This window comes from Staphylococcus sp. GDX8P80P, assembly GCF_017893095.1.
Lineage (GTDB): Bacteria > Bacillota > Bacilli > Staphylococcales > Staphylococcaceae > Staphylococcus > Staphylococcus borealis.
Genome location: NZ_JAESMI010000110.1, coordinates 20805 through 42905 on the forward strand (window position 1 = coordinate 20805; position 22101 = coordinate 42905).

At 32.6% G+C, this 22101-nt stretch carries 22 protein-coding genes and 1 riboswitch; of the genes, 3 read left to right on the plus strand and 19 right to left on the minus strand.

From position 1 onward, the window contains the following. Window positions 1-219: 219 nt before the first annotated feature. The 9 genes from ndk to cmk form a co-directional block, all read right to left on the minus strand. Complete coding sequence (ndk, locus tag KA858_RS09815; RefSeq protein WP_210135561.1) at window positions 220-669, minus strand: nucleoside-diphosphate kinase; 450 nt, start codon at window positions 667-669, stop codon at window positions 220-222. A gap of 153 nt (window positions 670-822) precedes the next feature. Next, window positions 823-1779, minus strand: a complete 957-nt coding sequence (locus tag KA858_RS09820; protein WP_210135562.1) for a polyprenyl synthetase family protein — start codon at window positions 1777-1779, stop codon at window positions 823-825. A 21-nt stretch (window positions 1780-1800) separates the two neighbouring features. Further along, a complete protein-coding gene (locus KA858_RS09825; protein WP_210135563.1) occupies window positions 1801-2511 on the minus strand; it encodes a demethylmenaquinone methyltransferase in 711 nt (236 codons plus the stop codon). Then, window positions 2504-3091 (minus strand): heptaprenyl pyrophosphate synthase subunit A, encoded by a 588-nt coding sequence (locus KA858_RS09830; protein WP_210135564.1) that lies wholly within the window; start codon window positions 3089-3091, stop codon window positions 2504-2506. The genes KA858_RS09825 and KA858_RS09830 overlap by 8 nt, the downstream gene beginning before the upstream one ends. 209 nt (window positions 3092-3300) lie before the next feature. Then, complete coding sequence (locus KA858_RS09835; protein WP_011275733.1) at window positions 3301-3573, minus strand: HU family DNA-binding protein; 273 nt, start codon at window positions 3571-3573, stop codon at window positions 3301-3303. A 168-nt stretch (window positions 3574-3741) separates the two neighbouring features. Further along, entirely contained in the window at window positions 3742-4740 is a 999-nt protein-coding gene (locus KA858_RS09840; protein WP_075108766.1) for an NAD(P)H-dependent glycerol-3-phosphate dehydrogenase, read from the minus strand. Between the two features lie 15 nt (window positions 4741-4755). Further along, window positions 4756-6066, minus strand: a complete 1311-nt coding sequence (gene der, locus KA858_RS09845) for a ribosome biogenesis GTPase Der (RefSeq protein WP_210135565.1) — start codon at window positions 6064-6066, stop codon at window positions 4756-4758. 361 nt (window positions 6067-6427) lie between these two features. Next, complete coding sequence (gene rpsA, locus KA858_RS09850) at window positions 6428-7606, minus strand: 30S ribosomal protein S1 (RefSeq protein ID WP_210135566.1); 1179 nt, start codon at window positions 7604-7606, stop codon at window positions 6428-6430. 310 nt (window positions 7607-7916) lie between these two features. Next, the gene (gene cmk / locus KA858_RS09855; protein WP_210135567.1) at window positions 7917-8573 is read right to left on the minus strand and encodes a (d)CMP kinase; all 657 of its coding nucleotides are present in this window, start codon (window positions 8571-8573) and stop codon (window positions 7917-7919) included. Between the two features lie 76 nt (window positions 8574-8649). On the opposite strand from cmk, the gene KA858_RS09860 reads away from it, so the two are divergent. Beyond that, the gene (locus tag KA858_RS09860) at window positions 8650-9624 is read left to right on the plus strand and encodes an asparaginase (RefSeq protein WP_210135568.1); all 975 of its coding nucleotides are present in this window, start codon (window positions 8650-8652) and stop codon (window positions 9622-9624) included. Window positions 9625-9799: 175 nt separating this feature from the next. On the opposite strand, the gene ypdA is transcribed toward KA858_RS09860, so the two are convergent. From ypdA to KA858_RS09880, 4 genes are all read right to left on the minus strand, one after another. Beyond that, window positions 9800-10786 (minus strand): bacillithiol disulfide reductase YpdA, encoded by a 987-nt coding sequence (gene ypdA / locus KA858_RS09865; protein ID WP_210135569.1) that lies wholly within the window; start codon window positions 10784-10786, stop codon window positions 9800-9802. Between the two features lie 281 nt (window positions 10787-11067). Further along, a complete protein-coding gene (ebpS, locus tag KA858_RS09870) occupies window positions 11068-12621 on the minus strand; it encodes an elastin-binding protein EbpS (RefSeq protein WP_245342085.1) in 1554 nt (517 codons plus the stop codon). A 144-nt stretch (window positions 12622-12765) separates the two neighbouring features. Continuing rightward, window positions 12766-14145, minus strand: a complete 1380-nt coding sequence (locus KA858_RS09875; protein ID WP_210135571.1) for a RecQ family ATP-dependent DNA helicase — start codon at window positions 14143-14145, stop codon at window positions 12766-12768. After that, window positions 14138-15091 (minus strand): YpbB family protein, encoded by a 954-nt coding sequence (locus KA858_RS09880; RefSeq protein WP_210135572.1) that lies wholly within the window; start codon window positions 15089-15091, stop codon window positions 14138-14140. Before KA858_RS09880 ends, KA858_RS09875 begins: the two co-directional genes overlap by 8 nt. Window positions 15092-15200: 109 nt before the next feature. On the opposite strand from KA858_RS09880, the gene KA858_RS09885 reads away from it, so the two are divergent. Then, complete coding sequence (locus KA858_RS09885; RefSeq protein WP_002449743.1) at window positions 15201-15449, plus strand: ferredoxin; 249 nt, start codon at window positions 15201-15203, stop codon at window positions 15447-15449. Between the two features lie 70 nt (window positions 15450-15519). Here KA858_RS09885 and KA858_RS09890 read toward each other — a convergent pair whose 3' ends face one another. From KA858_RS09890 to KA858_RS09915, 6 genes are all read right to left on the minus strand, one after another. Beyond that, on the minus strand, window positions 15520-16071 hold the full coding sequence (locus KA858_RS09890) for an ECF transporter S component (RefSeq protein ID WP_210135573.1): 552 nt from the start codon (window positions 16069-16071) through the stop codon (window positions 15520-15522). 63 nt (window positions 16072-16134) lie between these two features. Next, window positions 16135-16262, minus strand: a riboswitch (FMN riboswitch). Window positions 16263-16510: 248 nt separating this feature from the next. Next, window positions 16511-18268 (minus strand): ATP-binding protein, encoded by a 1758-nt coding sequence (locus KA858_RS09895; protein ID WP_210135574.1) that lies wholly within the window; start codon window positions 18266-18268, stop codon window positions 16511-16513. Continuing rightward, on the minus strand, window positions 18249-18974 hold the full coding sequence (locus KA858_RS09900; RefSeq protein WP_053029451.1) for a response regulator: 726 nt from the start codon (window positions 18972-18974) through the stop codon (window positions 18249-18251). The genes KA858_RS09895 and KA858_RS09900 overlap by 20 nt, the downstream gene beginning before the upstream one ends. A 151-nt stretch (window positions 18975-19125) precedes the next feature. After that, window positions 19126-19863 carry a pseudouridine synthase gene (locus KA858_RS09905; RefSeq protein ID WP_053029452.1) on the minus strand — a complete coding sequence of 246 codons (738 nt, stop codon included), beginning with the start codon at window positions 19861-19863 and terminating at the stop codon, window positions 19126-19128. Then, window positions 19860-20399 (minus strand): SMC-Scp complex subunit ScpB, encoded by a 540-nt coding sequence (gene scpB, locus KA858_RS09910; protein ID WP_053029453.1) that lies wholly within the window; start codon window positions 20397-20399, stop codon window positions 19860-19862. The genes KA858_RS09905 and scpB overlap by 4 nt, the downstream gene beginning before the upstream one ends. Then, a complete protein-coding gene (locus KA858_RS09915; RefSeq protein WP_210135575.1) occupies window positions 20392-21123 on the minus strand; it encodes a segregation and condensation protein A in 732 nt (243 codons plus the stop codon). The genes scpB and KA858_RS09915 overlap by 8 nt, the downstream gene beginning before the upstream one ends. A gap of 93 nt (window positions 21124-21216) precedes the next feature. On the opposite strand from KA858_RS09915, the gene KA858_RS09920 reads away from it, so the two are divergent. Continuing rightward, window positions 21217-21735 (plus strand): DUF309 domain-containing protein, encoded by a 519-nt coding sequence (locus tag KA858_RS09920; RefSeq protein WP_210135576.1) that lies wholly within the window; start codon window positions 21217-21219, stop codon window positions 21733-21735. Window positions 21736-22101 lie beyond the last annotated feature (366 nt).

The window sequence follows — 22101 nt, forward strand, 5'->3', positions numbered from 1 at the left end:
ATGAAAAATGAAATGATGATATTTCATCCTAAATAAATAGAAAGAGAGCGAACTAGTATTCATAATGCATTCTAGTTCGCCCTCTATAGGATGACAAGTGTTAGGCAACGTATTATTAACGGCTTCACTATTTTGTCAGTCTTTGTGATTTATCTAAAAGGTAAGCCTCAACCTATTTGTCTAGACTACCCTTATCAGTAGAATATGCGTATTAAATTTCTATTCGTATAACCAAGCATCTCTAGGTGACGCATAGCTACTTAATTCGTCTTCATTAAACCAAAGTGCAATTTCACGTTGTGCTGATTCAACTGAATCTGAACCATGAATTACATTTCGTCCTATAGTTAAGCCGAAATCGCCTCTAATTGAACCTGGTGTTGCTTCAGATGGATTTGTTTTACCTATAATATGTCTTGATACATCAACGGCATCTTCGCCTTCAACAACCATTGCAAAAACAGGTGCAGAAGTAATAAATGAAATTAATTTGCCGTAGAATGGTTTATCCGTGTGTTCAGAATAATGTTCTTCAGCTAATGATTGAGGAACAGTCATCAATTTACCACCTACTAGTTTTAAACCTTTTCTCTCAATGCGTGAAATAATTTCTCCCACTAAATTACGTTGAACTGCATCTGGTTTAATCATTAAAAATGTTCTTTCCATCGTAAATTATCCCCCTGTGTGTGAAGTCTCAATGATATAAACATAAGACTTGAATGATGAATATTTAAATATGTATCGTATTTTGGCGTAACAAAAAACCTGCTACTATTCAATAGTAACAGGTTGTTAAAGCGCTTTCAATATTTTTTCGTTTTAAACGTTACGTGATCCCATTTTCTTTATTAATTTAATAAAAAGACTTTGAGCATTGGGTTCATCAAGTTCATTAATTAACTTGAGTGCTTTAGCTAAATATTTATCACTAATTGCTTTAGATTCTTTAATGCTATTAGAGTTTCTAATTTGCTCAATCAAAGGTTCAAAGTCTTGAGAACTAGATTGATGGTTGAGTGAAGCAATTTGACGCTTGAATGATATATTTTTTTTCATTTCAAGTAGCACTGGTAACGTAATGTGTCCATTCATTAAGTCACTACCCACAGGTTTGCCCAGTTTCTTTTCAGTGCTAGTGAAGTCCAAAATATCATCAACAATTTGGAAACTCATGCCAATATAGTGGCCTATCATTTTAAGCTTTCGAATAGTTTCATCATCAGCCTCAGAAGTAATCGCACCGACTTCAGTCGCTAATTGAATTAACAAAGCGGTCTTTCTATTGATGCGTCTCAAATAATTGGTAATACTTTGCTCACTATTGAATTGGTCTTGAAACTGGAATAATTCACCAAGTCCTACGTTTACAATCGAATTTGAAATAATATGATGAATACGGTTATCACGAATTTCAGATAAATGTTCAAGACCCAATGCAAGTAAGAAGTTTCCAGTTAATATTGCGGTAGTAACGTCCCATTTTTTAACTATGGTTAAACGTCCACGTCGTTTGTCGCTTTTATCGATAACATCATCATGTACTAGTGTTGCCATATGAATTAATTCAAGGGCAACTGCAACACGATACGTATCTTCAGTTTGCTTTTGTGGTCCGAACTGACTACTCAAGATAACGAATGCAGGTCTAACTCTTTTGCCTCCTGAAGAAAGCAAATGAGATGATGCTTCATGTAAAATTGGATCATTGCTTTCGATAGCTTTTTGAAGGCGTTTTTCTACGTTCTTAATTTCGCTATTCATGTTTAACTTTGCCACGTTAATCACCTTTTATTTTGTCTAACTTTTTTGTTTATAGCCTAGATGCATTGCAGCAACGCCACCTGTAAAGCTACGGATTTTAATTTTAGTGAAGCCAGCTTGTTCAAATAATTGTTTTAATTTGTCTTTATCTGGAAAATCGAACGTAGATTGTTGTAACCACTCATATTCTTCCTTAGATTTAGCGAATAATTTACCGAAAATTGGCATTATGAATTTAAAGTATAATTTATAAATTTGTTTAAATACTGGCATTGTTGGTTGACTTGTTTCAAGACAAACGACCATTCCACCTGGTTTTAAGACTCTATTCATTTCTTTTAATGCAACTAAATAATCAGGTACGTTACGGAGACCGAAGCCAATTGTGACATAATCAAATGAATTATCGTCGAATGGTAAATTCATTGCATCTCCATGAACTAAATGAATATTATCCATATGCTTTGTTTTCTCTTTACCCACTTCTAACATGTTTTCACTGAAGTCTAAACCAGTTACTTCACCATGCGCACCTACTGCTTTACTTAGTGCAATAGTCCAGTCAGCAGTACCGCAACACACGTCAAGTGCTTTACTACCAACTTTAACGTGCATATCTTTCATTACATGTTTTCGCCACACTTTATGTTGTTCAAAACTAATAATGTTGTTTAAGCGATCATACTTACTTGAAATATTTTGGAAGACTGTATGAACTTGTTCTTTTTTTGCATTATTTTCAGTCATTAATATTACCTCTACTTTTCTCTATATAACTTTGATTGATATTTTGTAAAAACTGACGTACATCAGATGGTTGGTACATCTTAAGATAAGATGGATAATAGTCATCTACCTCGGAGATTAATTGTTGATATAAATCTAAAGGCGTAACTTGTTCTTTACTGAAATGAGACAAAGTTATATATGGGAAGATTGTTTCAATTTCAATAATTGCATCATAGATAGCTTCAGACTCTAATACTTGATGATGTAATGATGATTTTAATTCATTCGATTTGACTATCGCTTTGCTCATTGCTAATTGAAACGTTGGATCATTTATTTCAGCTAAAAGCGTATAAAAATGAGCGCTTAGTAAATCACCAATTAAAATAGATTTTTTTGACTTTTGGTTTTGTGTTATCTCATCAAGATGTTTCATTGAAGTATCGATAGTGAGGCAAGCAAGTTTAGCATTTTCAGGAATGTCATAAGTATCGAGTAATGCACTCAAATTAGCATTTATATGAATCGTTTCATAGTCATGAATTCCTGTAAGCTTTTGATTAATTTGTGTATTTAATTTGCTTATTGTTGTTTCCATGTTCACACCTCACGTTATTATCACTATACATCTTAACATTATATGAATAAAAATAAAATACAGTGACTTAAGTGGATGTGACTTTACTTATTTGAATATATGCACTGATGAGACATTTGTAATAGTCAAGTTAAACTACATATGACAAATTAAGTCTATTGAAATGATATATGTATAAAAAAAAGCCCTTTATAGGGCTTTTAAGTAAATTATTTAACAGCATCTTTTAATGCTTTACCAGCTTTGAATGCTGGAACTTTACTTGCAGGAATTTCTATTTCTTTACCTGTTTGAGGGTTACGTCCTTTACGTGCAGCACGTTCACGTACCTCGAAGTTTCCGAAACCAATTAATTGTACTTTTTCACCTTTAGAAAGTGATTGTTGGATTGATTCGAAAACAGCATCTACAGCTGAACCAGCTTCTTTTTTAGTTAAATCAGCTTGTTCTGCAACTGCGTTAATTAAGTCAGTTTTATTCATTACGAGTTCACCTCCAGATGAATGATAATGATATCTTTATATCATTATGCTATGACTTTAACACAATAATTAATGTTACCGCAATAATTTATGCACTTAAAACACTGAAATATCAGTATTTTAAGTGCAAATCTGCGAAAATTTTTCGAAATAAAGTAATATTACACTCTATTCGGATTTTTTATCTCTTCCCATCAAGTCTTTAACACTATCTTTAACTGGTTTATCTTCGAATAAAACCTTGTAAAGTGCATTCGTTATAGGCATATCCACATTTTGTTGTTTGGCTAAATGATATACAGAATTAGTAGTATAAATACCTTCTACAACCATATTCATCTCATTTAATGCTTCATCCATAGTTTGGCCCTGTCCTAACTTATATCCCAATGTGTAGTTACGGGAATGTGTAGATGTACACGTAACAATTAAGTCACCAATGCCGCCAAGTCCTAAAAACGTCATAGGATCAGCACCTAATTTTTCACCTAATCTGCTTATTTCAGCTAAACCACGTGTCATTAAAGCAGCTTTAGCGTTATCTCCATAGCCCATACCTGCCACAATACCACTTGCGACTGCTATTATATTTTTTAACGCGCCACCTAATTCAACGCCAACTAAATCGTTATTAGTATAGACACGTAAATAATCATTCATAAATAAATCTTGAATGAGTTCACTAACTTTTTCATCTTTTGATGATGCAGCCACAGTTGTTGGTTGCTTAATTACTACTTCCTCAGCATGGCTAGGACCTGATAATACGCCTATGCCACCATTATGTTCTTCAGATATAGAATCTTCAATCATTTCTGAAACACGTTTAAATGTATCATTTTCAATACCTTTAGCTACATGGATGAAGGTTTTCTTTGAGTTAATCAAACCATCAATTTGACTAGTTACTTCACGCATAGCTTTAGTAGGTAAAGCCATTAAATAAATATCGGTAAAATTCACAGCCTCATTGATATCGCTAGTGGCTTTAATACTACTATTGAGTACGACATCTTTTAAATAACGGTTATTTTGATGGTGATCATTTAATTCTTTGACACTATCTTCGTTTTTACCCCACATTAGAACAGTATGTCCATTTTCTGCTAACACATTGGCTAATGCAGTACCAAAACTTCCCATACCAAAAACAGTAATTTTAGTCATAGTATTATCTCCTTTTTAGTTTCTTCTTCTCGGAATGATGTGAATGGGTGTTCCTTCAAAACCAAATGCATGACGAATTTGATTCTCAAGGTAACGTTTATAAGAAAAGTGCATTAATTCGACATCATTTACGAATACAACAAACGTAGGAGGTTCGATAGCTACTTGTGTAGTATAAAACACATTTAAACGACGACCCTTATCTGTTGGCGTAGGATTCATAGATATAGCGTCTGTCACTACTTCATTTAATGTAGAACTTTGAACACGTTTCTTATGATTTTCGCTTGCTTCATTAATATAAGGGAATAGCGTGCGCAGGCGTGTACCTTCTTTGGCAGAAACGAAAGCGATTTGTGCATAATCTAAAAATTGAAATTGGTTTCTAACATCATCTGCAAATTTCTTCATTGTGTTACTATCTTTATCGACTGTGTCCCACTTATTCACTACAATTACTACGGCTTTACCTTCTTCATGAGCATAACCTGCTACACGTTTATCTTGCTCTATTATACCTTCCTCTGCATCTATTACAATTAGTACAACATTAGAACGTTCGATGGCTTTAAGCGCACGTAATACGGAATATTTTTCAGTAGACTCATACACTTTACCCTTTTTACGCATTCCAGCAGTATCGATTAAAACATAATCTTGACCATCGTAACTATATTCAGTATCAATGGCATCCCTAGTCGTTCCAGCAACATTCGATACAATAACACGGTCCTCGCCAAGAATGGCATTTACTAAACTTGATTTTCCTACATTAGGACGTCCGATGATTGATAATCGTATTGTGTCTTCGTCGTAAGGGTCTTCATAATCCTCTGGAAAATGTTTAACCACTTCATCTAACAAATCACCTAATCCTAAGCCATGTGACCCTGAGATAGGATATGGATCTCCAAAACCTAATGCGTAAAAATCAAAAATGTCGTTTCGCATTTCAGGATTATCCACTTTATTAACGGCTAACACAACGGGTTTTTTAGATTTATATAACATCTGTGCAACCATTTCATCACTTTGAGTTAAACCTTCACGCACATTTACCATAAAAATAATAATATCTGCTTCATCTATTGCAATTTCAGCTTGTGCTCTAATTTGTGTTTGGAATGGCGCGTCACCGATTTCAATTCCACCAGTATCAATAATGTTAAATTCATGTGTTAACCATTCACCTGATGAATAAATTCTATCACGAGTAACACCAGGTGTGTCTTCGACTATTGAAACACGTTCACCTACTACTCTATTAAAGATTGTAGATTTCCCTACATTTGGTCTTCCTACAATCGCTACAATAGGTTTCGTCATAAGCTAACTTCCTCTCTTTCTAAAATCTCTATAATTTTATCATATGACCTACTTATTTCAAACATAGTATATAAGTTAAGTTACATTATAATGAATTGATAATTGAAATTTGAATGATAACAGCTTAATTAAATAGAGAACGACTCATTAAATGTTTTTCTTAAAAGATATTACTAAGATTGATAATCAGGTTGAGATCAAAATTTTGTTAAGGTTAATCATCAAAATTCATGCAACCTATCACGTTGATAATACGCTTAAATCAAATTGATTCACATCTGACAGCTACTGCCAGAACAATAAAATAGACTGAGACATTTTATTTTGTCCCAGCCTCATGAATTTCTATCCTAACTTTAGATTAGAATTTTAAGTTTTTGAATTTATCACCAAAGACATCGCCAAGTGTTGGATTATCTTCGTTTGAATCATTACTTAAATAAGATTGAGTTGTAGCATCATCGCTTTCAACGACATCTTCTTTAGGTAAAGTAGCTTTGATTGAAAGTGAAATACGTTCATTTTCTTCATCAATACCTAAAATTTTAACATTAACTTGTTGACCTGGCTCAAGCTTTTCACCTGGTGTACCGATATGTTCATGTGCAATTTCTGAAATATGAACTAAGCCTTGTACACCTGGTGCGATTTCAACGAAAGCACCAAAGTTAGCTAAACGTACAACTTTGCCTTCGACAACATCATCTTCGTGGAATTGTCCTTTAATACTTTCAAATGGTGTTGGTAAAGTGTCTTTAATAGAAAGTGAGATACGTTCTGCATCTTTCTCTACAGATTTAACTTTCACATCTACTTCTTGTCCTACAGAAACAACATCTTTTGGAGAATCAACATGTTCGTGTGAAAGTTCTGAAACGTGGACTAAGCCATCTACGCCACCGATATCAACGAAAGCACCAAAGTTAGTTAGACGAGCTACCTTACCTTTAATAACATCGCCTGCATTTAATGATTCTAGTAAAGAAGCTTTTTTAACATCATTTTCAGCTTGCTCTACTGCTTTACGGCTTAAAATGACTCTATTATTTTCAGGATCTAATTCTTCTACCTTGATACGAATAGTTTGTCCTTCAAATACAGAGAAATCTTCAATGAAATCAGTTGAAATGAGTGAAGCAGGTACGAAACCACGTTGACCTACATCTACAACTAGGCCACCTTTAACTACTTCTGTAACTTTTGCTTCAATTATTTCATCATTATCTAATTTTTCTTGTAAATATTCATATGATTTTTCAGTTTCAAGTTGACGTTTAGAAAGAATATACGCACCTGAGTCATTTTCTTCATCAACTTCTATTTTAGTAACATATGCTTCTATTTCATCACCTTGTTTAACAACCTCACTAGGGTTTTCAATATGATGAGTTGAAAGTTGGCTAATTGGAATAATTCCATTGAATTTGCCACCATTAATATGAACTACGACTTGTTTGTCTTCAACTTGTTGAACCTCACCAGTGACTTTGTCACCTTCTTTAATATCATTAATCATTGATTCATTGAATTCTTCAGTCATCTTATTTGCCTCCTTATACACTACATACATATAACATCTTATAAACCAGTAGAATTGTCAAGAAATTCCCCTTTAGTTTCATAAGTCCTTAAAAAAATTATCAATTATCAAAATTATTAAATAGAAATTTAACTGATTTGTAACTTTTAAAGATTTATATTTTTAATGAACCTTAATAAATGTTATACGATTTAAACAGTGATTAATTATTACCACTTTTAATTATATAGAATAAAAATAGCTATTTAAAATAATTCGCACTTTATTCTAAATTAAGTACAAATTATTCTATATAGCTATTATTGCTCATTTATAAATTGTTAACTAAGTTCATTATTTCTTCAGTTACTTCTTCAATCGTTTTACCAGTTGTATCCACTGTAATCGCATCGTCTGCTTTTTTTAAAGGTGAAATGTCACGATTCATATCATAGCGGTCTCTTTCTTCGATTTCTTTTTTTAGTTGCGATAATGTTGAAGGAATACCACGTTGTTCATTTTCTTTTTGTCGTCTTTCAGCTCTCTCCTCAACTGAAGCAATCATGTACACCTTTAATTCTGCATTTGGTAGCACTACTGTGCCAATATCACGTCCATCCATGACGATACCTTTTTTTGCTGCTAGGTCTTTTTGTTTTTCAACTGCAAATGTTCTAACTGGCGCTTTAGAAGCGACATAGGATACATTTTGAGTCACATCATTTTCTCTTAAAAAATCGGTAACATCTTGATCATCTAATAAGATGCGTTGTCCTTTACTTTTATCATAAGTCAATTCTAAAGTAGTTTGATCAACGAGTGCTTTAAAATCTTCAGGTTTATGATTTTGAAGATATTTATAAGTTATTGCGCGATACATTGCACCAGTATCAACGTATATCATTGATAATTTACTAGCAACTTGTCGAGCAATTGTACTTTTACCTGCTGCTGCAGGACCATCCAAGGCAATATTTATTAAGTCCATATTATTTTATCCTTCCTTGTTGTTTTGTTTGTATTATTTTATCATAAATATGTAAATTAAAAATAGGAGGAACGCAATGAAGCGATTATTAGTTATACATACTGGTGGTACGATTAGCATGTCTCAAAATCAATCTAACCAAGTAGTAACAAATGATGTAAATCCAATATCTTTACATACAGACATTATTGGTCAATACGCTGACGTAGATGAAATACATCCATTTAACATTCCGTCTCCACACATAACAATTCAAAACGTTGAACAATTGAGAAATATCATTATTGATGCAAATAAGACAAGTCAATACGATGGTTATGTGATTACACACGGAACAGACACGCTTGAAGAAACTGCATATCTTCTTGATTTATTAATAGATATTCGATATCCAGTTGTGATTACTGGAGCGATGAGATCTTCAAATGAAATTGGTTCTGATGGTTTATATAATTTTATTTCGGCCATTCGTGTAGCTTCATCTAGTGATGCGCAAGACAAAGGTGTAATGGTCGTATTCAATGATGAAATACATACTGCCAGAAATGTCACTAAGACGCATACGTCTAACATTAATACCTTCCAAAGTCCTAATCAAGGTCCATTAGGTATTTTAACCAAAGATAATGTTCAATTTTATAATCAGCCCTATCAACAACAGTCTTTTGATACAGTCAATCATGAGTTAAGCGTGCCATTGATTAAAGCCTATATGGGGATGGACAGTGATATATTTAATTTCTATTCACAACAGCATGTAGATGGTATTGTCGTTGAAGCTTTGGGTCAAGGTAACTTACCACCAAGTTGCTTGAATGGCGTTCAATCATGCTTGGACAATAATATACCAATTGTGTTAGTTTCAAGATCCTTTAACGGTATTGTAAGCCCTGTATATGCTTATGATGGCGGAGGGTTCCAATTATCGAATAAAGGCTTAATATTTTCAAATGGATTAAATGGTCCGAAAGCGAGACTAAAATTATTAATTGGTTTAAGTAATCATCTTAATACGTCAGAATTGAAGCATTATTTTGAAAAGCAAAATTAGCAAGGGCCGAAAAAAAGGCGTATTGAATTGAATCTGATGAGCATAAAATAAGATGACAAGAGCTGAGAAACGTCATATGTAGACGTCTACTCAGCTCTTCTATTTAGCTACTATGAAAGTACATTGTAGCTTTGAAATATTTATCTCGTTGCGTTTAGCATTTTATGATTACACTTTAACTTTCGAGAGGTGTTTGTTTTTTACTTAAAATGCTTTGGGTAATAATGCCTCCATGATATTTACCGTTTTCAATGAAGATTGCATTATTATCATTACCAGCAGCAATGACGCCAGCAATATAACAATTCTCTACATTTGTCTCAAACGTTTCTTTATTATGAACTGGCGCAGTACCGAATTCATTTGTATTGATTTCTATTCCAATTGATTCTAAAAAGTCATAATCAGGATGGTATCCTATCATCGCGAATACATGATCATTAGGTATTTCAATTAATTTACCTTCTTTTTCATAAATCACACTATTTTCAGTGATTTCAGTTACATTAGCATTAAATTCCATTGTGATTTTTTCATGATTAACTAATGATTCAAAGTTAGGTAAAATCCATGGTTTAATAGCAGATGAATAACGATTGCCTCTATATAATACAGTTACATTTGCGCCAGCTTTTTCTAATTCTAATGCTGCGTCAACTGCAGAGTTTTTACCACCAATTACAGTTACATTTAAATTGAAATAAGGATGTGCTTCTTTGAAGTAATGTTGTACTTTCGGAAGTTCTGCACCTTTAACCTCTAATGTATTATGTTGACCATAATATCCAGTTGCAACAGTTAAGAATTTACATTCATATACATCTTTGGTAGTTGTTATAGTGAATTTATTATCAATCTTTTTAACAGTTAACACTTCTTCAAATGCATGAACATTTAATTGGTGATGTTTAACAACTTCTCTATAATAAACTAACGCTTGATTACGTCGAGGTTTACTTTCTTCTACGATAAATGGTATATCGCCAATACTCAATTTATCACTAGATGAGAAGAATGTTTGATGTGTTGGATATTTATATATAGCATCTACAACATTCCCTTTTTCGATGACTAATGTTTCAATACCCTTTCTTTTTTGTTCGATAGCAGCACTTAAACCGCATGGGCCTCCGCCGATTATAATACTTTCTATGCTTTGCATGTCATTGGCCTCCTTTAATCACCAATTAATTATAGCAGTTGTAACATGATTTCTAAATAGAATCGCACCTATATTATTTACAATTTAATGAGATTATAAGTTTTATAAAGAAAACAGGGATAGGACTGAATTCTTTTTGAATCCATTGTCCTACCCCTGCAAGGTTAACTAAATGAGAGATATGCTTAATTTAAGCGCCCTTTCAATTTTAGTCAGCTACGATGAATGAACAACGTAGCATTATTTTCTAATTTTTATCCTATGGTCGTTTTTTAATGTAATTATTGTGGAATTACTAATCTTTGGCCATTTGAAATGTTATTACTAGATAAGCCGTTCGCTTGTTTAAGTTTGTTAACATTTTCAACAGTACCTTCTCCGTAGTATTGAATCGCGATACGATATAGGTTCTCGTTACCTGATACGACATGCGTTTGTTGTCCTGAATTAGTATTATTTGATTGATTGTTATTACTATTATTTTGGTTACCACTATTCTGAGTGGCTTGTGAATTAGCATTATCACTGTTGCTATTTGAATTATAAGCATCGCTATCTGACGTTGAACTGTTGTCAGATGCGTTTGATGAATCATTGTTGTCAGAAGTACTACTATTATCATCGCTTGAATTACTTGATGATTCATTATCAGTTGTAGCTTTGTCACTTGAGTCATCATCTTTAGTGGCATTATCTTTATTCTTGTCACTGTCGTCGCTAGCTTTGTCTTTGCTATCTTTGTCATTATCTTTGTTTGCAGTTTGTTCAGTTTTGTTATTATCAGCTTGGTCGCTATCTTTTTTATCATTGTTTAAATACATACCAATAAAGATAGCAAGTGCTGCTAGAATAAGTAATAACGCAATTAATGGAAGTAAAAGGCCTGCTAAACCACGTTTCTTTTTACCGTTGTGAGCTTGGAATCCATCATTATCCTCTTGATGTTTTTTATCATTGTGCTCTTCATTCGTATGATTATCTTTTTGATTGTGATGGTCTTTATTATCTTTTTTATGTTTTGCGGCTGCTACGCCAGCAGCACCAGCAGCACCAGCGGCACCAGCACCGACTGCAGCTTTTTTCCCTTTATTACCTTTTTTTGATTCGTCTTTAGAAAGATGTTCTTGATTGTCATCTAGTTGCTTTTCATTGTTATGTTTTTTATTGCGATCACGCTTATTATCATGATTTAAATGATCGTCATCTTGATGTTCATTATGATTTGAACGATGATTCGTGTCTTTATTTCGTTTATCCTTAGCAGCTTTGGCACCAGCACCACCAGCGACACCAGCTAGTGCAGCATCTTTACCATGTTTTGACTTATCATGTTTGTTTGCATCGATATGCTCTTGGTGATCACGACGGTGACGATCATCATCATTTAAACTTTCATTATCATAGTCTTTATCATGCTTTCTACTTGATGCTTCATGACGATGATTTTCTCGAGACGATTGATTATTAAAGTCTCTTTCGGGTGAGTGTTCATCATCTTTATGTATTGATGCTTTATCTAATTGATTCTCTTTTTGATTGTGTTGTAACTCATTTAAAGAGTCTTCATCGTGTCGATCATCAAGTGAACCAGTAGCATTTGAATCAGAAGTTTGATTATCGAATTTTCTGTTTTTATTTGTAGCTTGGTTTCGTCTTCTTTGACGTCTTTGTGCATTTCTAGGTGGGAATTGTTGATCTGATTGATTCTCAAATTCATCTGAATGATTTGAGTTATCATCAAACTCATTTGTGTTTTCTTCGAATTGTTCATCAGAATTAATAGACTGACGATTTTTTTCGAAATCATCTCTAAAATTATTTTTAGACACGGTCATCATCCTCTCTTAATTAAATATTTTAATATCACATACCATATACCCCACAAAGTGTGAAATATGTATAGTACCACGATATTTCTTGAAAAAACTTTAAGTATTTTAATTATATCCTCTTAAAATAATTTTAGTAAAGAAAAGCAACTATACTTTAAATAAATATTTTAACTTTTCACTATAATTTAATTTTCTTTTAACTTTTTTTCGGTTTGTAACGTGAATGGATTCTAAATCCGAATCAATATCACAGCATTGTTTAGGTTGAATTGGTGTATCGTCAAAAAATTCTAATAAATAGCGGCGTCTACATTGATCTAAAGATGTATATCCAATCATCCTTTGATAACCTAATTTTTTACGTATTAAAGCGTTGTTGAAAATTGATTTAAGCACTTTGGATGAATACCTTTGGCTTAAAATGGATAGAATTTCTTCCTTTTGTGGTGGTAGAAATGCGCCAATATCATAAGCGTCAATATCTTCAGTTGTAATCGCATCACTAAAAAGTAATGTTTCCAATATGAAGCTGTCATCAGGTTGATATAGGCTTATCGCTTGGCTTGGTAAATTATCTCTACCTGCTCTACCTATTTCTTGTAAATAGTTTGATGGACTTGTCGATAAATGAAAGTGAATCACTGTTCTAATATCTTTTTTATTGACCCCCATACCGAAAGCGCTTGTGGCCACAATAACGGGTATAAAGTTTTCCATAAATTGATTTTGAACGGTATGGCGTTCTTGATAGGATAGATCACCGTGGTATATACCAGTTAAATAGCCATGGTGATAGATCATGGTCGCTAATTCTAAGCATACTTTTTTGGATGAAACATAAATGATTGTAGGTCCAGATTGTTCTAAAAAGTTTAATAACCACTTGATTTTACTATCATCATTATCAAAATTGAGATGTGAAAAAGCAATATTTTGCCGATTCATAGAAGTCTTAATAACAGTTAATTCCTTAGATAAAATAAGTTTTAAATCTTTCTCGAGATGAGGTGGCGCTGTCGCCGTTAGGGCTAATATAGTTGCATTCTTGTAATAAGATGTAATTTCTCCAATAATTGCATAGTGTGGTCGAAAATCATATCCCCATTCTGATAGACAATGTGCTTCATCAAGTACTATTAAACCGAAATCTATGTTCCTAATTAATTTGAAATTTTGAGATTGTAACATAAATTCTGGACTTAAAAACACAAATCGACTTTTTTGTAGTAAATTTATATTTTGCCTTTTTTCATTTTCATCCATACCAGAGTGAATTGAAGTAACTAATTTCTCTCCTTGAGATTTCAATTGCATGACTTGATCATCCATAAGAGAGATTAAAGGTGAAATGATGAGAGTTGGCTTTTCTTTTATATAAGTTGGCATTTGATAACATAAACTTTTGCCACTACCTGTTGGAAGAATTCCTAACGTATCTTTATCACTCAACACGCTTTCAATAATTTCTTTCTGACCCGGATTAAATGAGGAGAAACCAAACCATTCTTTTAATTTATCTTCAAGCACTTAACTCACCTCTTTCAATTCCAATAATTAATAATTTAATTTGAAAATAAGACAATTGATTGAATTGTTCTTTATATATTTTTAATCGATATCCTCTATTCTGACGATAGAATTCTATGAACGATTTATAATCTGTCGTACTTACAAATTGTTGATACGCTGTAAAATAACCTTTAATAAATAATTCAAGTACATGGTCTTCAATCGTATTGATTTTAACATTTTGAGTCACTGCAGCTTCATTCATTGAAAGTCCTTTGAGTAATTGATGATATGTAATTGTAGTTTTATTTAGTAATGTAGGTAAAATAATGGTTTGAGATAATATTGGAAATTGTTCTTTATGCTCTAATGCAAACATTATTTGAACTAAATTATTCAATTCATGGACAAATAAATCGGTTACTGCTATGTCTTCAATGAGAGAAACTTGTTGACGCGTATACATTGGTTCTTCATACCCTTGTAGATAATAATGAATCAAACAGTTGCCATTGCACGTTTCATTAATGATATGAAAAAGCTGCTCAATTTCATTTTCTAAATCATTAATTAAGTCACTCTCAATTATAGTTGAATATAATTGCTTTACTTTATTTTGAACTGTGACTTGTTGCGTAATAGGTATAAAGTCTAAATGATTATTTTTGTAATGCGTCATCGTTTGTATAAGTAATTGAATACAACTAAATGTTTGAATAATACTATCGTATGTAAACCTTGGATGAATAGTAATGGTGATATTTGGGTCATCATTACTATTCAAAAATCGCTCAAAAGACGGATATTTTAATTTAGGTAAACTGTGATATAATGATAAAAGTTGTTGGGAACATGCATCAAAAAAAGTTTGATGTGATTTTTTTCCAATTAAAATATTATAGATACTTTTATTGGTTTTATATTCGAATGAATGATTTGATGCATAGGTAATAATAGAATGCATTAATGATTCCTCACTTTATGTAACTAATAAAATAGTAAATAAATTAATCGAAGTGTTAGTTAACATTTGTTATACTAGTGTAGCATTTTTATCAAAGGAGGCGAAGAATTTGGCAAAGTATACAATCGTTGATATGGATACATGTATTGCTTGTGGCGCATGTGGTGCTGCGGCGCCAGACATTTACGATTATGACGACGAAGGTATTGCTTTCGTAATCCTTGATGATAATCAAGGTACTGCAGAAGTACCAGAAGAATTATATGAAGATATGGAAGATGCGCTTGAAGGTTGTCCAACTGATTCAATTAAAATTGAAGAAGAACCATTTGATGGTGATGCCCTTAAATTTGAATAGTTTATGGCACAATCAAATAAATATCAAATCTCCTATTGCTGAGTACTTAATTCAACAATAGGAGATTTTTTTATGATAAAACGCGTTTTAATCGATTGTATAATAGTACAAATATAATTGAAATCACAACACCTTTAATAATATTAAAAGGTATAACGCCAGATAAAATGACAATTTTTAAATTATTAAATACATCTCCTAAATTAAAAATCATCCCATATAAAGGAAGTAACACAAAGTAGTTTAATACACTTAACACAATCGTCATAACTATAGTACCGATTGCGAGTCCTATCACTAGAGAACTTGGCGTATGTGCATGTTGTCTTTGACGTTTTGTAACATAGTAAGCGGATAATAAGAAACTTACACCTGCTAAAAAGTTAGCAACTGGCCCCACTGGATCGCCCATGTTAAATAAAAAGTTAAGTATATTTTTTATGAGTGCTACGATAATACCAGCAACGGGACCCAAAAGGAATGTTGCTAATAATGTTGGCACATCACTAAAGTCTAATGTTAAGTATGGTGGTAAAAATGGTAGCGGAAATTTAATAAATGTTAAAATGAACGCTATCGCACTTAACATACTTATCGTGATAAGACGTTTGTTTTGTTGCATATTGAATTATCTCCTTCCATTCATCTTACTTAGAATAGGAGATAATTTTGCACAACAAAAAATCTCCATCTTCTCCCATCCAGACTATACTGTCGGCTTCAGACTTTCACTGAATCAGCCACTTCATAAGAAGCGGGTCGCAGGCTTGAATTACTGCCGGTTGGGACTTACACCCTACCCCGAAGATGAATTATAACTATATATTAATTTAATTTTTATATTACCTCATGTGAGCACAATGCGCAATAATGGTGCTTAAACTAACTAGATAAAAAAAGAGTGAAATCAGATTCAACATGAATTCTGACCCACTCTTGATATAGCAATTTCATTTTTAGAACATAAGCTAGTACGTTAAGTAAAACGTCGTGATGTACGAGTTTCTACTGTAACTTAAATTAAAGCGCTTGATAGATAAGTGCGTAAGATTGTAATCATATTAGCACTTAGGTTTAGGTAATTTAATGATAAAGGTTGTACCTTTGTTTACTTCGCTTTCTACTTGAATAGAACCACCATGTTCTTCGATAATCATCTTGCAAATAAATAATCCTAAACCAGTACCTTGTTTCCCTCGAGTTCTTGATGCTTCGACTTTATAAAATCTATCAAAAACAAGTTCAAGATGTTCTGGAGATATACCACTTCCGGTATCGCTAATGTACAATGTCTGGTATGTGTCATCAGATGATGAAGTGATTGTAATTGAATCACCTGGTTGAGTATAACGTGTGGCATTATCAATCAGATTTGTTAGTACTTGATCAATACGATCGGCATCATAATCCCACATTTCATCAGTCATTTCTGGCGCGAGTGACATGTCTAACTCTAAATCTTGTGCCTGTTGTTTATACTTCATTTGCATTTTGTTTAATAAAGGTTTAATAGGTTGTTTCTCTTTATTAACAGTTAAACCTTCTGCATCCATACGCGCTACATTCAATAATTCATTTACTAGACGATTTAAACGTTTTGTTTCATCAAGCACGATAGATAAAGAGTCTCGAATTTCATTGGGCTCTGTTACAATGCCATCTACAATGGACTCTGTATACCCTTGTAATAAAGAAATAGGAGTTCTTAATTCATGTGAAACGTTAGCAATGAAGTCTTTTTTCATTTGATCAAGATTATGTTCGTTAGTCATATCTCTAATAATGACTACTAGACCACTACGGCCATCTTGTTGGATTCGCTCGATATAACTCATGATAATGACATAATATTTGTTATTAATTTCGTATTCTTGGAATTCTGTATTCTTAGAAACAAATGTTTTTTCGATTTGCTTTTCAATGTCTTTATATACAGGTGCACTAAGTGATTTAGTAATATCATCAGCCATTTTATTTGAAAGGATAACTTCTCTTTTGTCATTTAGGCCTAGTACACCTTCTATCATAGAATTGATTAGACTATCTCTAATATTTTTTTGAGTTGAAAGTGCTTCAATATTCTCTTGTATTTCAGAACTCATATGATTGAAAGTATGTGATAATTCACCTATTTCATCTTTAGTTGAGACGCTTGTCTGTTTAGAATAGTCCCCTTTAGATATATTTAACGCTTGCGTTCTAAGTTGTCTCAAAGGCTTTGTAATTCTATTTGATAAAAAGAAAGCAAATACAGTTGAAATAGCAATAAAGATAATCGCAGTAATTAGTATGATAATTGTAATTGCATTATTCGTATCTTCAATAGATTTCAAATCTTGATATATAAATACAGCACTATACTTTGAGTTTGCATTGTCTTGTGCTTTCATTGGATAGCCCAATAGAATATAAGAGTGCGAGTTACCATTATTACTAATGGTTATATTTTGAGTAGTAGATTTACCCTTTGAAAAGACTTGTTGGAATTTGGCATTATTGTGTATTGCTTCAAGCATTTTATTTTTAGTTTCACTATTAGAATGATTAAGGCTAGAAGATTTATTTGCCATAATAATCACGCCACCTGAGCCATCAATTAATTGTTGACTATGTTGAATGGCTAATGTCTTATTATCTGCTTGTTCAACTAAGTGACTAATTCTAGACGCGTCTTCCCTTATAGCATTTTCAGTTTGTTGAGTGTAATAATACTGTATAAATGTAATTAAAGCTGCACTTAATAAAATTAAAACTGTCGTTACTATGAAAAGTATAGTTAACCACAGTTTTATTACCACACTATTTAGTCGGCTCGTCATTAGACTTTACCTCGAATTTGTAACCAACACCCCATACAGTTTGAATCATATGTGCAGCATCTTCAGATACACGATTAAGTTTCTCACGAAGGCGTTTTACATGAGTGTCTACCGTTCTTAAGTCTCCGTAAAACTCATAATGCCATACTTCTTTTAATAGTTGTTCACGATCAAAAACTTTATTAGGTGTCTTAGCTAAATAAATAAGTAACTCATATTCTTTAGGCGTTAAATTCACTTGTTGATTATCAGCTAAAACGCGATGCGCATCATTATCAATGATTAAATGATTAAATTCTATAACATCTCTTGCGTGAGGTTCACTTTGTTCAGGTTTAGAAGATTGCGTTCTACGCAATAATGCTTTAACTCTTAATACAACTTCTCTTGGAGAGAATGGTTTAACAATATAGTCATCAGCGCCTGATTCAAACCCCTCAACCCTATTAGTTTCTTCACCTTTAGCAGTAAGCATAATAATAGGTGTGTCTTTATGTTCACGTAATTTAGATGCCACTTCAATTCCATCCATCTCTGGTAGCATCAAGTCTAAAAGTATGCACGCATAGTCATTCTCCATTGCAAGATCATAGGCTTCTTTACCATCACTTGCTTCATGAATCGTAAACGATTCTCTCTCTAGGTAGAGTTTAAGTAATCTTCTAATTCTATCCTCATCGTCTACAATTAAAATTTCGTTTGTCATTTTGTTTATACCTCCTACACATGCTCAATACACTCAATATTATAGCATATAGCATGATTGAAAGCTTTACTTTAAAGTTAACTTTGTGAAAAAAATAGCAAGAGAAATTAAGTTAAATTAAATTCTCTTACTATTGTAAAATATTATTTATTTATTTTCCATTTTCTGCCATGTGTCTTAATACTTTAACTTCATGTGGTGTTAGGACTCTACCCTCACCTGCATTTAAACCTTTAAGATTTAAGTTACCGAACTCAATTCTTGTTAATTTATCAACTTGGTGACCAAAGTGTTCAAACATACGACGAACTTGACGATTTCTACCTTCACTTATAGTAATTTCTACAAGTGTAGTGTTTTTATCTTTATCCTGTTTTTTTACTTTCACTTGTGCTGGTTGCGTAAACCCATCTTCCAGTTCGATCCCTTTTTCTAAAGCTTTGACTTCCTCTCGCATGAGATATCCTTTTAATTTAGCAACATACTTTTTCTGAATGTGGTATCTAGGGTGTGTCATTAAATTCGTAAATTCACCATCATTTGTTAGTAGTAATAGTCCTGAAGTATCATAATCTAATCTGCCAACTGGATAAATTCTAGTCTCTAAATCTTTAAAATAGTCTGTGACTACTGTACGTCCTCTATCATCAGACACACTTGTGATCACTTGCGTTGGTTTGTAGAATAATATATACATTTTGTCTTCTTGTTCTATTTTAATGCCTTCTACTTCAACAGTATCAGAACTTTTAACTTTAGTACCTAATTCAGTCACAGTTTCACCGTTGACTTTTACTTTTCCTTCTGAAATTAAAGTTTCAGCTTTTCTGCGTGATGTATACCCACTATTAGCAATGCGTTTTTGAAGCCTTTCTAATTCTTTGCTCATTTCGTATCTCCTTTTTGATTTACTAAATTACTAAAGAAATCTTCCATCTCTTCTTCATCTTCTTCAGTAGTTGGTAAATCTTCAATTTTTTCTATTCCGAATACATTTAAAAATAAATCTGTTGTTTGTAAAGCATGACTACGAGAATTTTCAACATCTTTTGCTTCAATTAAACCACGGGCAATTAAAGTTCTAACTGCACCATCGGAATTAATGCCTCTAATTAATTCGATATCACTCCGCGTTAATGGTTGATTATATGCAATAATCGACAATGTTTCCATTGCTGCCTGTGATAACTTCATATTTGATTTTTGTTCAATAAGTTGTTCAATATAAGGCGATGCTTCTTTCTTTGAAGTTAAGATATAAGTTGAACCAAATTTTTGAATCATTAAACCACTTGAAGTATACGATGACACTAATTCAGCTAATTTTGCTTGATTAATATCTAGAATCTCTAAAATTTGCTTTTCTTCAAGACCCTCATCTCCCGCTGTATATAGCAATGCCTCTATGATTCCATGTTTATCCAAGATTAAAATTCACTCCTCTAACGATACGTATATCATCAAAATTTTTAACTTGTTCAATATTGATTTGTCCAGATTTAGACATTTCTAATATTGCTAAGAAGTGAGTAACCACTTGTTCTAATGGTTCACTAAAAGTAAACAAACTAAAGAAGTTAAACGATGTATGATGTTTTAATTGTGTCGTTACTTTTTCAGTTGCTTGTTGAATCGTAAAACTTTCTTTAACGATGTCAACAGTCTTAGGTGTATTAAGTGCTAGTCTATTTTTTACACGTTGATAAGCAACAATTAAATCAGTTAAATCTAATGTTTGACTTTGATCCCATGTGACGGCTTTTTCAAGATGGGATAAATCAGTTGGGTGCTTAGTGAAATAGTGCTCGCGTTCTTCTTTCTTTTCGGTTAATAATTCTGTATATTCTTTATAATTTTGATATTCAATAAGTCGACCCACTAAATCTTCTCGTGGATCTTCCTCTAAATGTTCGTCAACATCATGTTGCGGTAGCAATAATTTGCTTTTTATCATTAACAACTCTGATGCCATAACTAAATATTCACTCGCTATATTGATTTCTAATTGTTTCATAGCATGAACATATTGCATATATTGTTCTGTTAATGATTTCATAGGTATATCATAAATATCAATTTCATATTTTTGAATTAGGTGTAGTAATAAATCTAATGGGCCATTGAAGGCATCTAATTTTACTTCATACATGTTAATCGTCCTTATAATGAATCTAAATCGTGCATAATTTACTAAAGTATTATAGCATGAATATTACAAACATTAAATTAAGGATGAGTCGGATTGGAAAAAGCCTTAATCGATTTTTATTATTATTTTCATAAACAGCAACATTATTTCTTATGTCATGATATTTTAGAGGATGCTTGGAAAGCAAATAGTCAGTTTTCTAAAAAGGATGGCATTGTAAGCCTAATTTTATTTTCTACTGCCATGTATCATTATAGAAGAGGAAATACCAAAGGTGCGCGGATAACTTTTGAAAAGTCATTAAATACGTTTAATGACGCATATGATAAAACTGTGCTAAATCTTAGTGAACAGGCATTTCAAACATTAATTGTGAATGAGATTAAAGCTATAGATGACTTGAAACCATTCAAACCGGTATATTTGCCTATCAATTCAACCTTTGAAAAACAAATAATAGATAGGTATCCAGATTATTCTTTTACATTTCTTTCTACTGAAGATAATTATATTGTTAATTATCACAAACTTAGAGATAGAAGCGATGTGATCAATGCTAGACAACAAGCATTGATGTATAAAAAGAGGATGAGAAGTTGGATGGATAATTAGTTAAAATTCAAACTGCCACTAAATAACTCGCTTTACTGTAGAAATAGAGAGTATTTTATTAGAGTCTGAGACAAAAATAATATAGTAATACTATTTGGGATTTTCCCAATAGTTGACTGATTGATGAAGACACTTAAGTTAAGTTGCTTTTAGTTCTAGTTGTTTTTTTAAGGTAGAGCCCCAGCAAAAAGAAATTCTACAAGCAAAGCAAGCTGGGGATCGGGGCCCCAGCAAAGAGAATTTCACTAATAAATTCTACAAGCAAAGCAAGCTGGGGATCGGGGCCCCAGCAAAGAGAATTTCACTAAGAAATTCTACAAGCAAAGCAAGCTGGGGATCGGGGCCCCAGCAAAGAGAATTTCACTA

Bases quoted from the DNA above. Each gene is read 5' to 3' on its own strand.
- KA858_RS09900 (WP_053029451.1), bottom strand. From the start codon at position 18,974: ATGACAAACGAAATTTTAATTGTAGACGATGAGGATAGAATTAGAAGA.
- KA858_RS09890 (WP_210135573.1), bottom strand. From the start codon at position 16,071: ATGCAACAAAACAAACGTCTTATCACGATAAGTATGTTAAGTGCGATA.
- KA858_RS09830 (WP_210135564.1), bottom strand. From the start codon at position 3,091: ATGGAAACAACAATAAGCAAATTAAATACACAAATTAATCAAAAGCTT.
- ypdA (WP_210135569.1), bottom strand. From the start codon at position 10,786: ATGCAAAGCATAGAAAGTATTATAATCGGCGGAGGCCCATGCGGTTTA.
- KA858_RS09895 (WP_210135574.1), bottom strand. From the start codon at position 18,268: ATGACGAGCCGACTAAATAGTGTGGTAATAAAACTGTGGTTAACTATA.
- KA858_RS09825 (WP_210135563.1), bottom strand. From the start codon at position 2,511: ATGACTGAAAATAATGCAAAAAAAGAACAAGTTCATACAGTCTTCCAA.
- KA858_RS09835 (WP_011275733.1), bottom strand. From the start codon at position 3,573: ATGAATAAAACTGACTTAATTAACGCAGTTGCAGAACAAGCTGATTTA.
- KA858_RS09860 (WP_210135568.1), top strand. From the start codon at position 8,650: ATGAAGCGATTATTAGTTATACATACTGGTGGTACGATTAGCATGTCT.
- rpsA (WP_210135566.1), bottom strand. From the start codon at position 7,606: ATGACTGAAGAATTCAATGAATCAATGATTAATGATATTAAAGAAGGT.
- KA858_RS09915 (WP_210135575.1), bottom strand. From the start codon at position 21,123: ATGTATGAAGTAAAATTAGATGCCTTCAATGGCCCATTAGATTTATTA.
- KA858_RS09905 (WP_053029452.1), bottom strand. From the start codon at position 19,863: ATGAGCAAAGAATTAGAAAGGCTTCAAAAACGCATTGCTAATAGTGGG.
- ebpS (WP_245342085.1), bottom strand. From the start codon at position 12,621: ATGACCGTGTCTAAAAATAATTTTAGAGATGATTTCGAAAAAAATCGT.
- KA858_RS09880 (WP_210135572.1), bottom strand. From the start codon at position 15,091: ATGCATTCTATTATTACCTATGCATCAAATCATTCATTCGAATATAAA.
- KA858_RS09840 (WP_075108766.1), bottom strand. From the start codon at position 4,740: ATGACTAAAATTACTGTTTTTGGTATGGGAAGTTTTGGTACTGCATTA.
- ndk (WP_210135561.1), bottom strand. From the start codon at position 669: ATGGAAAGAACATTTTTAATGATTAAACCAGATGCAGTTCAACGTAAT.
- der (WP_210135565.1), bottom strand. From the start codon at position 6,066: ATGACGAAACCTATTGTAGCGATTGTAGGAAGACCAAATGTAGGGAAA.
- cmk (WP_210135567.1), bottom strand. From the start codon at position 8,573: ATGGACTTAATAAATATTGCCTTGGATGGTCCTGCAGCAGCAGGTAAA.